Source organism: Halobacillus yeomjeoni (genome assembly GCF_020171525.1).
GTDB classification, from domain to species: Bacteria; Bacillota; Bacilli; order Bacillales; family Halobacillaceae; genus Halobacillus; species Halobacillus yeomjeoni.
On the sequence record NZ_JAIVAI010000004.1, the window covers coordinates 18633 to 31255 of the forward strand.

The window sequence follows — 12623 nt, forward strand, 5'->3', positions numbered from 1 at the left end:
GTAAAACAAGACGCTTGGAGACCCACGCGTCTTGCAGCGTTATTTTTCCCTTATGAACATCTGAGTCCAATATTGACCATCTTCATCGAAACCGACTCCAATATGAGTCAAGTTCTTGTTCATGATGTTCCGGCGGTGGTTGGGACTATTCAGCCATCCCTTTACGACTTGATCCGGGGTTTGTTGACCTGCAGCAATATTTTCAGCTGCTATTCTGTATTCGACACCGAATTCTTTCAACATGTCAAAAGGTGTTCCGTATGTGGGGGAAGTATGAGAAAAATATTTGTTTTCCGCCATATCTTCCGCCTTTTTCTGGGCAACTTTGGCTACTTGAGCACTGTTTTTCAAAGGTTTTAAACCGTTTTTCTTACGAGCTTGGTTCGTCAATTGTACAACTTCACTTTGGAAAGCACCATTGACTTGATCAATACGCTCCTTGTTTGAACCGAGGTGATCGTCACCTTGATTTTTATATCGATCGGCCTGCTCATACATATCCAGCCCCATAATAGAGCCATTAGGTCCGTTTGGATTCAAACCTTCATATGGAATGTTTGCATCTACGCGGTTTTGTCCAGGTGCAGTCTCCCCTGCGTCCTGGTGCGGTTGTATTCCTTGATCACCAGGACCAAAACTTACGTTCTCCAGATTATTGGTGTCTTTACGGTTTCTTGCAGCTTCTTCTGTATTACAAGCAGCCAGGAACACCATCATAAGAACGCTTATTATGATTAAGAAATAGACTTTTTTCATAGTTATCCTCCTTAAAAGTTCGTCACTTTTACTATGTACCTTGAGGAGGATTTTATCCTGAAGTGAAGCTGCCATTTTCCACTAAAAAAACCGCTATGTAACAACATAGCGGCAGGTATTTACGTTATGTGGCAATCTGGACAACAGTTGTCACATCCGTTCACTTGATCATAGGTATTTTTTGCTTCATCCAAAGCGTCACTGCAGTCGGTAAAACCACCAAGGTCGAGAAGATTTTTTTCAAAAGGCATGAATTTACAGCCTTCTTGATGCACCTCATGATCACCGTTCGATTGCTGATTTTGGTTCACGTAAAATTGTGCCAAAAGAAAACCTCCTTTTAGGATGGTTTACCCGAACCTTGACCTACAAAACATTTCCAGGAACGAACTATCAAAGAATAGTAAACGAACATTTCATAAGAACATGTGCATTTTGACTTCGTTTCCCTCTTGTCCAATCAATTTAAATCCTGCTTTTTCATACACCCGTATAGCCGGTTTATTATCAACATCTACGGTAAGTTTAATCGAATTGATGGTACCAGGATAATATTCCGTGCCGAATTTAATTCCTTGTTCCACAAAGGTTTTCCCGTACCCTCGTCCTACCAAATCAGGCCTCAGAGCTAAACCGATCTCCAGTTGCTTTCCATCGACGATATATTCAAATAATCCTACCGGCTCTTGATCAGAATATGCTACGAACCCTTCGCTCCCTCCCGGACCAATGAGCTTTCCTTTCGTTTTTAGGGATTCGTAATATGGCTTCATAATCACTTTTTCGATAAAACCGTCATAATCCCACGTGTTTATAATATCTAATGACTCTTTTTCAATAGGTTTAAAACAAAATTCCATTTGATCAACACCTTCTTCTGCCATACTTTTCCTTAAAGTATAACAAAAAAAGCATGAACTCTTTGGAGTTCACGCTTATATAATAAGGCCTTCAATAAAAATCTTTACTTCTCTTCTAATTTAAAACATACAACTTTTTGTTCCGTCATCGATTCTATGGCATATTTGACACCTTCGCGGCCAATTCCAGAACCTTTTGTACCTCCGAAAGGCATTTCATCAATCCGATAGTCGCTGCTATCATTGATCATGATTCCCCCGACATTCATATGCTTAATGGCATAAAAGGAATGGTCAATGTTTTTCGTGAAGATGCCGGCATGTAAACCATAGTTGACTTGATTTGATTTATTGACTCCTTCTTCCAAACTTTCCACTGCTTCGATCATCACTACGGGACCGAATATTTCTTCTTTAGCTATCTGCGCATGGTGCGGAACTCCAGTTAGAACCGTAGGGTAGTAAAAGTTCCCTTCTCTTTTACCTCCTGCTTCAATTGTTGCACCCTCAAGGACCGCTTCCTCCACCCATTTCTCTACTCTCACCGCTTCTGTCTCTTCAATCATCGGACCGACATCTGTGGTTTCATCCATTTTGTCTCCGACTTTCAATTCCAATGTAGAGCTTACAAATGAGTCTAAAAAATGAGGATAGACTTCTTTTTCGACATATATTCTTTGAACACCGATACAGTTCTGCCCTGCAGCCGAAAAAGCTCCGGAAACACACGATTTTACTGCACCCTCTATGTCTGCATCAGCTAAAATGATTACAGGAGAATTAGAACCGAGTTCCATGCTCACTTTTTTTATCCCAGCCTTTTCAGTAACTCTCCTTCCAGCTTGAGAACCGCCGGTAAAAGAAACCATTTGTACGAGTGGATGAGTGACAAGGTTTTCACCTAACTCTTTTCCTGAACCCGTGATGACAGATAAAAACCCTTCTGGTAACCCTGCCTCCATAAAGGCTTCTGCCAGTTTCAAAGCACTCAGTGGAGTTACAGAAGCAGGTTTTACGACGATCGCGTTTCCCGAGGCTATGGCCGGACCAACTTTATGAGCGACTAAATTCAAAGGATCATTGAAAGGAGTAATCGCTCCAATTACACCTATTGGGAAACGGTAGTGGTAACCTATGCGGTTCTCACTGCCCTCATTTTGATCGAAATTGATGGTTTCCCCTTTCATCCTCCTGGCTTCTTCTGCACTGATCCGGAGCGTTTGGGAGGCTCTTTTAACCTCTGATCGGGCTTCTTTAATTGTTTTACTGCCTTCAGAAGCAATAACGCGGGCGTAGTCTTCTGAATGCTCGACTAAAAAATCGGCAACATAAGTTAGAATTCTCATCCTTTCGTGCGTCGGTATAGTATTGGATTCTACGAAAGCTTGATGTGCTTTCTCAATCGCATGGGTCATGTCCTGTTTAGATGCCAAAGGCACCCGAGCTATCATTTCTTGACTTTGAGGGTTCTCAACTTCAAATATACCTTCTGTATGAACCCATTCGCCTCCAAGAAGCATTGGCACCGTGTCCACCTTTGTCTGCATGTAAGAATTCCTCCTTTTACAGTTTTTGCAACGCTTGTTGTTTCCTGTAGTGAATAAGGTCAATCAATAAAGAAAAACCGGTCTCTTTCAATCCTGCCCCCGCACCTGTCAGCATGATCGGACCTGCTAAGTCACAGTCGTAGATAACAGCATTTGCTGCCCCCTGTACACTTGCTAAAGGACTTGATTTTGATATTCGTTCAGGTTTTACTGTAGCAGTCACTTCTTCGTTCTTTCGTTGAATACGGGTGATCAGACGCCAGGTTTCTTCGTCTTTGCCGGCTTTTGTGATGTCCTCTCTCGTCAACCCGGTGATTCCAGTGCATTCCACTTCATCTGGAGTTAATGGAATACCCATGACATAATTGGCTAATATGACTGCCTTATATCGAGCGTCATAGCCTTCTACATCATTTGTAGGATCTGCTTCAGCATACCCGTTGTTTTGTGCATTTTTTAATGCTTCTTCATAGGAGAGACCTTTCTCCATTTCACAAAGCATATAATTCGTTGTCCCATTCAAAATCCCGGTAATTTCTTTTATTTCATTACCTGAAAGAGTCTCTAAAGGTAAACGTAATGCAGGTGTTCCGCTCATCACTGTTCCTTCAATTCCAAAAAACTGCTGATTTTGAACAGCTACTTCCGCAAGCTCACGATAGGCTAACGCTACAGGACCTTTGTTTGTGGTAATTACGCTCTTTCTATTTTTAAAAGCTGTAAGACAATGACTAATGGCTGGCTCTCCCGTGTGAACATCTGTAAAAGTAGCTTCTACGATGACATCTGCATTTGAATTCGTGATGGTTTCAAGACTAGTCCACCCTTTCACCACAGTATCTTGATCTGGATAAGCATCTACCGTCCCTTGGTTCTGAAGGCATTGAAAGAGAGTGTCGATATCAAGGCCTGTTGAGTCGTAGACGGATCCTTTCATTAAATCTGAAACAGCTACTATAATCACCTCAACTCCATACTCGCTTCGGAGCATTTCTTCACGGTCCTGCAAAATTTGAGTTAGAGATTGACCGACTCCTCCAAAACCCACAATTGCTAATTTGATTGCCATGCTTCTCCTCCTATTCGATTCAATAATTGAAAGACACTGCCCACCATGACTTGGACCCCGTCAACCATGGCCCAATCATCGAAATCAAAGTCAGGTTGATGTAGATTTGTTTTTCTATCTAATCCACACCCTAAAAAGAACATAGCTCCAGGTATAACTTTACTGAAATGACTGAAGTCTTCGCTCCCCATTCCAAAAGGTTGGTGAATGATTTCCATCGGACCGGCAGCTGATTTTATGGCATCATTTACTCTTTTATCATTCACCAAAGCCGGCTCTCCTTGGATAACATTGACCTCACACTCTCCGCCAAGTATTTTCACCATTCCGGGAATTTGATGAATCTGCTCGATGAGTGTGCTGCGGACCGCTTCTGTATAAGATCGGCAGGTTCCTTTAATATCCACTACATCCGGAATGATGTTACTCGCTTCACCAGCGTGAATTTCACCAATACTGATAACCCCGACGTCCATCGGATCCACCTTTCGACCATTCGAGCTATATAGAAACGATAATACATGTGCTGAAATCCAAATCGGGTCTACTGCATGTTGAGGGTAACCTGCATGGCCTCCGCTACCTTTAACACGAATATGAAACTCATCATTGTTCGCCATGCTGGGACCGTCATGCATTTGTAACTGCCCTCTTGATCTCCAAGGACACATGTGGAGGGCAAGTACGGCATCCATATCAGATAATCTGCCGGTTTGAAGCATCTTCACTGCTCCGGTCTCTCCACTTTTATCCGCTTTTTCTTCTGCAGGCTGAAAAATTAATTTAATGGTCCCTTTGACGCCTTCACCTGATAAAACCCCCATCGAGAGTAAACGAGCAATTCCCAGCAAAATCGCGGTGTGAGCATCATGTCCACACGCATGCATGACACCGGGGTTTCTTGACTTCCATGAAAAAGAGTTTTGTTCTTGAATTGGAAGAGCATCCATATCCGCCCTGATCCCCACCACAGGTCCCGGACCATAAGAAAGGGTGGCAACCACACCATAGCCACCCACTCCTTTTTCAATTTCAAACCCTCCGAAGGATTCCAAAAGGTCAACGACCTTCTTACTTGTCTGCGCCTCCTGAAAGCTTAGTTCAGGGTAGGTATGAAAGTGTCGTCTCCATTCAACCAGATCATCAAATAATAGCTTGCATTGATCAGCTAAGTCCGGTTTTTTGAGGTTCATTTTTATTTCTCCTAGTTTTTAGCGTAGGTTTGTAATTTTTTGAAGGCCTGAGATAAATCCTCTTTTAAATCTTCAATGTCTTCAATTCCTGCAGAATACCGGACTAACCCCTCAGGAATACCCATTGCTGCCCGTTCCTCCGGAGTACACTCTACGTGGCTTGTCGTCCTTGAGGGACCGACCACTGTTTCTACAGAACCTAAATTCGCAGCACGATTGGCGTATTTTAATTCAGGCAGTAGATTTCTCACAGTATCTACTCCGCCTTTGACAGCAAAACTCAACATGCCTCCGTACCCTTTCATTTGTGTTTTAGCGATATCGTGGTGAGGATGCTCTGGTAAACCTGGATAATAAACGGCTTCAACCATATCAAATGACTTCAGGTAATCAGCGATTTCTGCAGCGTTTTTATTTTGCTGATCGACCCTTAACTTCAAAGTCTTCATTCCCCTTAATAAAAGATAGGCAGCCATCGGATCTAAAGTAGCTCCATTTATTTCACGATAATGGTAAATAGCTTCAACCAATGACTTCCTTCCACATACGGCACCACCCAGAGCATCGGCATGGCCGCCAAGAAATTTTGTTGCACTATGAATGACCAAATCCGCTCCTAATTCAAGTGGATTTTGATTCACAGGTGTTGCAAACGTATTGTCGACTACAACTGTTGCTCCTACTGCTTTTCCAGCGATGGCCATTCTCTTGATATCCGTCACTTTGACTGTTGGGTTGGTTGGGCTCTCCAAATATAGAACCTTACACCCTTTTGATATTTCCTCTTCCAGTGCTTCATGGTCACCCGTTTCACATAAAACGACTTCAACCTGTTGTTTTGGCAGGAATTCAGTAAATATTTTATTCGTGCCCCCGTACGTATCTTTTATCGAAACGACTCGATCGCCCGGAAACAAAAGAGTCCCGAGCGTATTGCTTATAGCAGCCATACCTGTAGAAAAACTTGTGGCCGATTCAGCACCTTCCAGGATTCGTATTTTTTCCTCGAATGCCTGAACAGTGGGGTTCGTATTTCTTCCATAGATATGTCCATCTTTGCGGCCCACGGCCACTTCGTACCACTCATCCATATCGTCATAACCGAAAGATACGCTGTGTACGACAGGAACCTGTGTGGCTCCGAAAGCTAATTGCTCCTTCTCTCCAGCCCAGATGGATTTTGTACTGAACCTAGCTTCATTCATTTTTCAATTCCTCCTTTGATAGCAAAAGTGGATAGACGTGACGCGCTATGGCAGTATCTTGGATGCCTGTACCGGTAAGGTCGCATAGAGTGATTTGGCTTTCATGAGTTCGTCCTTGTTGTTGACCCGTAATGACCTGTCCAAGCTCCATCGTCTTCTCTAAGATGTGATCTTCCGCACCTCTAAGTTCACCTAACCGAAGCGACTGATCAAGGACATCACAAAAAATGACATCCGCTCTTTCCAACACTGAATTGTCCAATTCTTTTTTATGCTCTGCATCAGAACCCATAGCGGTAATGTGGACTCCAGGCTTCAACCAATTCCCATCTACCAATGGGGATACAGCTGGTGTCGTAGTTACCAGGATGTCACTGAATTCTGCAACTGCTTCTGGATGGTCACATATAACGACGTGAAGTCCCAAACTTCTTTCTATGTCTTCTTTGTATATTTCTGCTTTTTCCTTACTTCTTCCGTAAACATAGACCCTTTCAATAGGACGGACGAGAGTAAGAGCTTCGAGTTGCAACCTTGCCTGCGCCCCCGTCCCGATCATGCCTGCGATGCGGCTGTCCCTGCGACTTCCATATTTTGCGGAAACAGCTCCTGCTGCAGCAGTACGGAGGTCGGTAAGAAGCCCGTGATCTGATAGGACCGCTTGAGGCGTTCCCGTTTTTGCACTTAAAAGAATCATCATCCCTCCTGAACTCGGAAGCCCGATCTCAGGATTATTGAAAAAACCACTTGATATTTTCACAGCGAAGCTGTCTTCACCTTGAACATATGCAGATTTTATATCCACTTCGCCATTATGTTCAGGGATGTCGATTCTCATTATGGGAGGCAGCTCTATTTTTTTCGTGGCAAGGGAGGCAAAGGCCTGCTCTATACTTTTGACGAGATTTTGGTCCAAACGAATGACTTCGGCAATTTGGTCTCTATTAAATACTAAAATGAGTTGCTCCCCCCTTAACTGATTTGACCACTGAGATCCAAGTGATCTCTTATAATCAATTCTTGAGGATAAGCCGTAAACCTTTCACTGCCCTTCTCAGTAACACGAAACGTTTCGCTGATTTCTATACCATCTGTATCAAACCAGAGAGCAGGGATAAGGTGGAAGGTCATATTCGCTTGAAGGACAGTATTGTCTCCTCTTCGAATACTTCCTGTATGTTCACCCCAGTCCGGTGGATAGTTGAGTCCGACCGAATAACCAAGACGAGCTTCCTTTTCATATCCATGCTTTTTAATGCTTCTCCTCCAAACCTCTTCCAACTCTCCACATGTCACGCCTGGTTTCGCGAATGCCATCACATTTTCGATGCCTTCCAATACGACAGGAGCGACTTGTTTCAATTTTTCATTTGGTTGTCCGATTGAAACTGTTCGAGCAAGAGGAACGTGATAACGCTTATAGCACCCGGCGATCTCTATGATCACTGCATTCCCATCAATAAAAGGCTTCTCAGACCAAGTAAGATGAGGAATGGATGTATGTTCCCCGGTCGGCATCAATGGCACAATGGCCGGATATTCCCCTCCATAATCAGGCGTGCCTTTCACCAAGTGGTAATAGATCTCTGCCGCCGTATCACATTCTCTGACCCCGGGTTGGATACTTTCAATGCCTTTTTCCATAGCTAAGTCCGTGATTTTGGCTGCGCGCCTCATGTATTCAATTTCTTGATCAGATTTGATTAACCTCACCTGATTGACAAGCAGGGTAGCATCCAGAAATGCAGCGTTTTTCAACCCGTTTTTTAAGCGTTCAAGCGCCATTCCTGTGAAATAATAGTTGTCTTTTTCCACACCGATCCGCCTGTTTCCATGACCGATCTGCAATAAAATTTCTGCTATGAAGTCCATAGGATGATGAGTGTCTGACTGGACGTAGTAATCTGGATAAGGAATGACGTTTTCATCGTAAATCCACGTCGTCACTTTAGCTCCGTTTGCATCTTGATATCTACCGATCCATAAGGGCTGTGGTTCATCTATAATGATCACAAGCATCTGATGTACGTAAAATGACCAGGCATCGTAACCGGATAAATAATTCATGTTTGCTGGATCTGTAATTAATAAAACTTCTATACCCTTTTCTTCCATCCGCTGTTTCGTTTCCTTCAAGCGTTGGTGATATTCCAAAATATCAAACGGAAGCACCATTATCCCCTCTCCTTTTTCAGAAAAGTATAATAACTCATGTATTTATTGTATTGCTTCGCCTTTTTCCTTGTAATGTAAAATGTGTATGAAGTTTACACTGTTTTCTTAATACACTATGCACGGCAAATTTCGCATTTTTGATTAGATAAGCATTTGTTGGCTGTGTGTTATGATGATGAAAGGGCGTAAAAATTTTCTAAAATAAGGAAAGAGGTTTTGATTTATGGAAAGAATTCAGATGGCTGAAAACCTATCTTATTCGAGAATGATTCACGGATTATGGAGGTTGGCCGATTGGAAACAATCAAAAGAAGAAACTTTATCTTTGATTGAGCATAATGTTGATAAAGGAATTACAACATTTGATCATGCAGATATATATGGGGATTATACGTGCGAAGCTTTGTTCGGGGAAGCACTCAAACTGAAGCCATCCCTAAGGGATAAAATGGAGCTTGTAACGAAATGTGGAATCGTGCTTCCGTCGAAAAACCGTCCTGAAAATGAATCCCATCATTACAACACAAGCAAACAACACATCATCCAATCGGTAGAAAATTCCTTGATGAATTTGAAAACTGATTACATAGATACGCTGCTGATCCACCGTCCTGACCCTTTCATGAACGGTGAAGAAGTCGCTGAAGCGTTTATTCAACTGAAAAATGAAGGAAAAGTAAGGTCGTTTGGAGTATCTAACTTTAAACGTCATCAGTGGAGCATGCTCGAATCGTTCTTACCCTTCCCTTTGATCACAAACCAATTAGAATTGTCTTCCTATCAGCTTGAGAATTTCGAAGATGGCACGCTGGACCTCTGCCAGGAAAAGAACATAGCTCCGATGGCCTGGTCCCCTCTTGCCGGCGGGAAAATTTTCAATTCAAACAATGAGAAATCGACACGCTTACGAGATAAACTCCATCTCATCAATAATGAAATTGGTGCCGATGGAATCGATCAAATTTTATTCGCCTGGCTTTTGAATCATCCAGCCCGAATCATGCCAATCATCGGATCAGGAAATCCAGACCGCATTGATACTGCGTTACAATCCTTGGATATAAAACTCACTCATCACCAGTGGTTTGATATTTTCCAATCATCCATGGGCCACGAAGTTCCATAATATCTTTTTAAAAGGCTCTGTTAATGTTGATTGTTGATATTTAGTCTTCAAAATAAGGAAATAATAGTTGAAGAGTTTATATCGATATGAGCGGAGAGGCTGCGGGGAATCACTCGCTTTCCGCGGGAGCGCGGTGAGACTCCTATGGGACGTGTGGGACAGGTGAGGACCCGGAAGGCGCTATTCCTTGAGGAGACTCAGCGCCCGCCCCATGGAAAGCGAGCCTTTTCCCGGAGCCCTACACGCATAAAAACATTTCGTAATGAATTCTTTTTTTGATGGATATATCAACACTAAACTTTATCAGAGCCAAAAAAAATAATAAGGTTGGACTTTCTCCATGTGCTAAAGGGTATAGAACAATAGAAAGAACCTTTCATTTCATATATATCTCATCAAGATCGGGTGGTTTTGACTCCTATGTAACATATGTGAACCATCATTAATTGATAAGGGAGCGGTGAACATGAAGGTGTGGTCCCTCATCATCCTATTAACCGTCTGGATGGTATTAGTAAGTTGTGGATACGAAGAAACTAATTCCCAAGGCTATGCAGATGTTTCACCTCCAAAGGATACCCCTTCTGACATGACTGGATTTGTTATGAAACAACAGAAAGACCGGTTGTTAGTAGTCCACTGGGATGAGTCGGATACAGATAGAAAGTCAAGAGCCATGTGGGTATCTGATCCCCCCAAGGGGAATTGGCTGGGTAAGCAAGTCGAAGTTTGGATTCAAGGAGAGGTCTTGGAATCTTATCCAGAGCAAGGTAAGGCACAATCCATCTCTGTTCTTGAAATGAGTGAAGTCGATGGAGCTGAAATGGAAGCTTCCGAAGCTTTGAGAAAAGTGCTTAAGAAAACGAAGGATGAAGAGTTGTACGCTCTCAAAATGCTGGTCTATGACAAAAAAAATGATCAATGGACTGTAAGGTTAATGTCCCTTTCAGATAGCAGAGAAATTGAAGAAAAGGTTTCAGACTAATAAAAAGTGAGCATGGCTTTTCAAGTCCATGCTCACTTTTCTATTCTTTTTAACATCCATAATCGGACGCTCAGCTCTAATAAAAATAAATCATCTGCGTCCAGCAAGGATAACCCTGTCAGCTGTTCAATATTTCTAAGACGATGAAGCAGAGATTGACGGTGCAGGTTAAGGGCTCGTGCCGTTTGACTGACGTTGCTATTGTACTTATTGTACACGATAAACGTATGGATGAGATCAGTCTGCCTTTTCGCATCATATTCAACCAACTTTTCCAATGTCTGGTCAACGATGCTTGCGACTTCCTCCTCGTGGGATAAAACCATAAGTAAACGGTTCATTCTAGTATCGTTGAAAAAAGTCCGATTACGCCCCTCATGCTTTTCTCCACCCATGGTCAACGCTGTTTTCGCTTCTTGATAGGTGGAATGAAAATGATACTGCCCTTCTTTGAAGCTGGAGATCCCCCAGAGAACGATAATTCCTGGAAGTAGTTCATCTAAACGTCGTTCAATCAGGTCAAGAAATTGTCTGGCGGTTTCCGAGTATGTTTTCTGATCCACCTCTAAATATATGATGACCTCTCCCTCATCAAATGTTGTCATCGTCTCCCGCTGCAGAAGCCCCCCTGCAAATGTCACTTCTTTTTGTATGTAATAATTTCGACTTTGGATAGAGGTAGATTGATAAGTAGAAGTTTCAGCGGGGGTAGAGTCATTCGAATTTGGTTTTTGATGAATCTGACCCATAAGACATATATAATCTCTGTCCAGGTCATACCCAAGAAGCTGGGCTTTGGATAAGAGAGAAGGGGCGATTTCACGTTCTGTTTTGGCTAACTCCAACAAGAAGTTATCCTTCAAACGGATTTCAGTCATTTCTATGGCATTTTCCTTAACGAAATATAACGCACAAGCAGTAAGAGCATGATCGAGAATCGTAAGTGCCATCCAGTCGAGTTCTGATTCTGTGTGGGGCTGTACCAATAAGTATCCCTGCTTTTTATAGTTGGACAAGATGGTAAGCTGATAACATACCTCTTCGCCAATTTTATATTTTTCCATATAGTGGGCAAGGGGGTGGTCTCCCTGGAGAACCAGTGATTCAAGGGTACAGGTAATCTCTTCGACACCGTTCAGAGCATCAATCAAGTACCGGTCAAAATCTTGATTGGCTCGAACCTGTTTATTGTGATCACTGATTGCTATTGGGATTTGAGTGCTTTGGTATACAATCTCTGTGATTTCCTGTAATCCCTTCCCATTCAATACACAATTCGTTAATTCCTGGCGAATCGATTCTGCCCTCTTTTTCTCTTCTTCTTTATTAAGGTTAATCAACTGAAAAACCTCATGTAGAATATCTCCGAACCTGACCTCCCAAGGAATCTCCATTAAAATGAGATTGTGCTCTTCAGCTAGCTTTACCACCCGATCCGGGATGTTATAAATATGTCTCCCAGTCGCTATGGCCAGCACAGATGCATGTGAGCGGATGACATCTTTTACGTAACCCTCAAGGTCCTCTACTCCTCCAGTACACCCTACCCCCGTACTTAAAACAAATTCATTGTTCCGCACAAAATTCTCAACAGGTGATTCGATCACAGAAATCCATTCCACCTGGTTGGGGACAAGTTTTGTATGTAACTTGGCCCGATCAAGAATTGGTAACTGTAATACTTCCCTTACATGAACACTCATCTAC

The 12623-nt window shown here is 42.7% G+C and carries 12 protein-coding genes; 2 read left to right on the top strand and 10 right to left on the bottom strand.

Going from position 1 to position 12623, the window contains the following annotated elements:
* Window positions 1–39 precede the first annotated feature (39 nt).
* From LCL89_RS11970 to LCL89_RS12010, 9 genes are all read right to left on the bottom strand, one after another.
* A complete protein-coding gene (locus LCL89_RS11970) occupies window positions 40–756 on the bottom strand; it encodes a CAP domain-containing protein (RefSeq protein WP_224810299.1) in 717 nt (238 codons plus the stop codon).
* 119 nt (window positions 757–875) lie between these two features.
* Complete coding sequence (locus tag LCL89_RS11975) at window positions 876–1082, bottom strand: hypothetical protein (RefSeq protein WP_224810300.1); 207 nt, start codon at window positions 1080–1082, stop codon at window positions 876–878.
* A gap of 90 nt (window positions 1083–1172) precedes the next feature.
* Window positions 1173–1616, bottom strand: a complete 444-nt coding sequence (locus tag LCL89_RS11980; RefSeq protein WP_224810301.1) for a GNAT family N-acetyltransferase — start codon at window positions 1614–1616, stop codon at window positions 1173–1175.
* A 104-nt stretch (window positions 1617–1720) separates the two neighbouring features.
* Complete coding sequence (locus LCL89_RS11985; protein WP_224810302.1) at window positions 1721–3163, bottom strand: aldehyde dehydrogenase family protein; 1443 nt, start codon at window positions 3161–3163, stop codon at window positions 1721–1723.
* A gap of 16 nt (window positions 3164–3179) precedes the next feature.
* Complete coding sequence (locus LCL89_RS11990; RefSeq protein ID WP_263620709.1) at window positions 3180–4232, bottom strand: homoserine dehydrogenase; 1053 nt, start codon at window positions 4230–4232, stop codon at window positions 3180–3182.
* On the bottom strand, window positions 4217–5425 hold the full coding sequence (locus tag LCL89_RS11995; RefSeq protein WP_224810303.1) for a M20 metallopeptidase family protein: 1209 nt from the start codon (window positions 5423–5425) through the stop codon (window positions 4217–4219). Before LCL89_RS11995 ends, LCL89_RS11990 begins: the two co-directional genes overlap by 16 nt.
* Window positions 5426–5436: 11 nt before the next feature.
* Window positions 5437–6630 carry a cystathionine gamma-synthase family protein gene (locus tag LCL89_RS12000; protein ID WP_224810304.1) on the bottom strand — a complete coding sequence of 398 codons (1194 nt, stop codon included), beginning with the start codon at window positions 6628–6630 and terminating at the stop codon, window positions 5437–5439.
* On the bottom strand, window positions 6623–7648 hold the full coding sequence (locus LCL89_RS12005) for a cyclodeaminase (RefSeq protein WP_224810428.1): 1026 nt from the start codon (window positions 7646–7648) through the stop codon (window positions 6623–6625). Before LCL89_RS12005 ends, LCL89_RS12000 begins: the two co-directional genes overlap by 8 nt.
* Entirely contained in the window at window positions 7603–8805 is a 1203-nt protein-coding gene (locus LCL89_RS12010; protein ID WP_224810305.1) for a M24 family metallopeptidase, read from the bottom strand. The genes LCL89_RS12005 and LCL89_RS12010 overlap by 46 nt, the downstream gene beginning before the upstream one ends.
* Window positions 8806–9028: 223 nt before the next feature.
* Here LCL89_RS12010 and LCL89_RS12015 point away from each other — a divergent pair, with 223 nt between their 5' ends.
* Both LCL89_RS12015 and LCL89_RS12020 read left to right on the top strand, forming a co-directional pair.
* On the top strand, window positions 9029–9931 hold the full coding sequence (locus LCL89_RS12015) for an aldo/keto reductase (protein ID WP_224810306.1): 903 nt from the start codon (window positions 9029–9031) through the stop codon (window positions 9929–9931).
* 466 nt (window positions 9932–10397) lie between these two features.
* Window positions 10398–10916 carry a DUF3221 domain-containing protein gene (locus LCL89_RS12020; protein ID WP_224810307.1) on the top strand — a complete coding sequence of 173 codons (519 nt, stop codon included), beginning with the start codon at window positions 10398–10400 and terminating at the stop codon, window positions 10914–10916.
* A 32-nt stretch (window positions 10917–10948) separates the two neighbouring features.
* On the opposite strand, the gene LCL89_RS12025 is transcribed toward LCL89_RS12020, so the two are convergent.
* A complete protein-coding gene (locus tag LCL89_RS12025) occupies window positions 10949–12619 on the bottom strand; it encodes a PucR family transcriptional regulator (RefSeq protein ID WP_224810308.1) in 1671 nt (556 codons plus the stop codon).
* Window positions 12620–12623: the final 4 nt, after the last annotated feature.

What these genes read in the sequence shown, in the direction of transcription:
- LCL89_RS12020 (WP_224810307.1), top strand. Translation starts at nt 10,398, where the DNA reads ATGAAGGTGTGGTCCCTCATCATCCTATTAACCGTCTGGATGGTATTA.
- LCL89_RS11985 (WP_224810302.1), bottom strand. Translation starts at nt 3,163, where the DNA reads ATGCAGACAAAGGTGGACACGGTGCCAATGCTTCTTGGAGGCGAATGG.
- LCL89_RS11995 (WP_224810303.1), bottom strand. Translation starts at nt 5,425, where the DNA reads ATGAACCTCAAAAAACCGGACTTAGCTGATCAATGCAAGCTATTATTT.
- LCL89_RS12010 (WP_224810305.1), bottom strand. Translation starts at nt 8,805, where the DNA reads ATGGTGCTTCCGTTTGATATTTTGGAATATCACCAACGCTTGAAGGAA.
- LCL89_RS11980 (WP_224810301.1), bottom strand. Translation starts at nt 1,616, where the DNA reads ATGGAATTTTGTTTTAAACCTATTGAAAAAGAGTCATTAGATATTATA.
- LCL89_RS11990 (WP_263620709.1), bottom strand. Translation starts at nt 4,232, where the DNA reads ATGGCAATCAAATTAGCAATTGTGGGTTTTGGAGGAGTCGGTCAATCT.
- LCL89_RS11970 (WP_224810299.1), bottom strand. Translation starts at nt 756, where the DNA reads ATGAAAAAAGTCTATTTCTTAATCATAATAAGCGTTCTTATGATGGTG.
- LCL89_RS12015 (WP_224810306.1), top strand. Translation starts at nt 9,029, where the DNA reads ATGGAAAGAATTCAGATGGCTGAAAACCTATCTTATTCGAGAATGATT.
- LCL89_RS12000 (WP_224810304.1), bottom strand. Translation starts at nt 6,630, where the DNA reads ATGAATGAAGCTAGGTTCAGTACAAAATCCATCTGGGCTGGAGAGAAG.
- LCL89_RS12025 (WP_224810308.1), bottom strand. Translation starts at nt 12,619, where the DNA reads ATGAGTGTTCATGTAAGGGAAGTATTACAGTTACCAATTCTTGATCGG.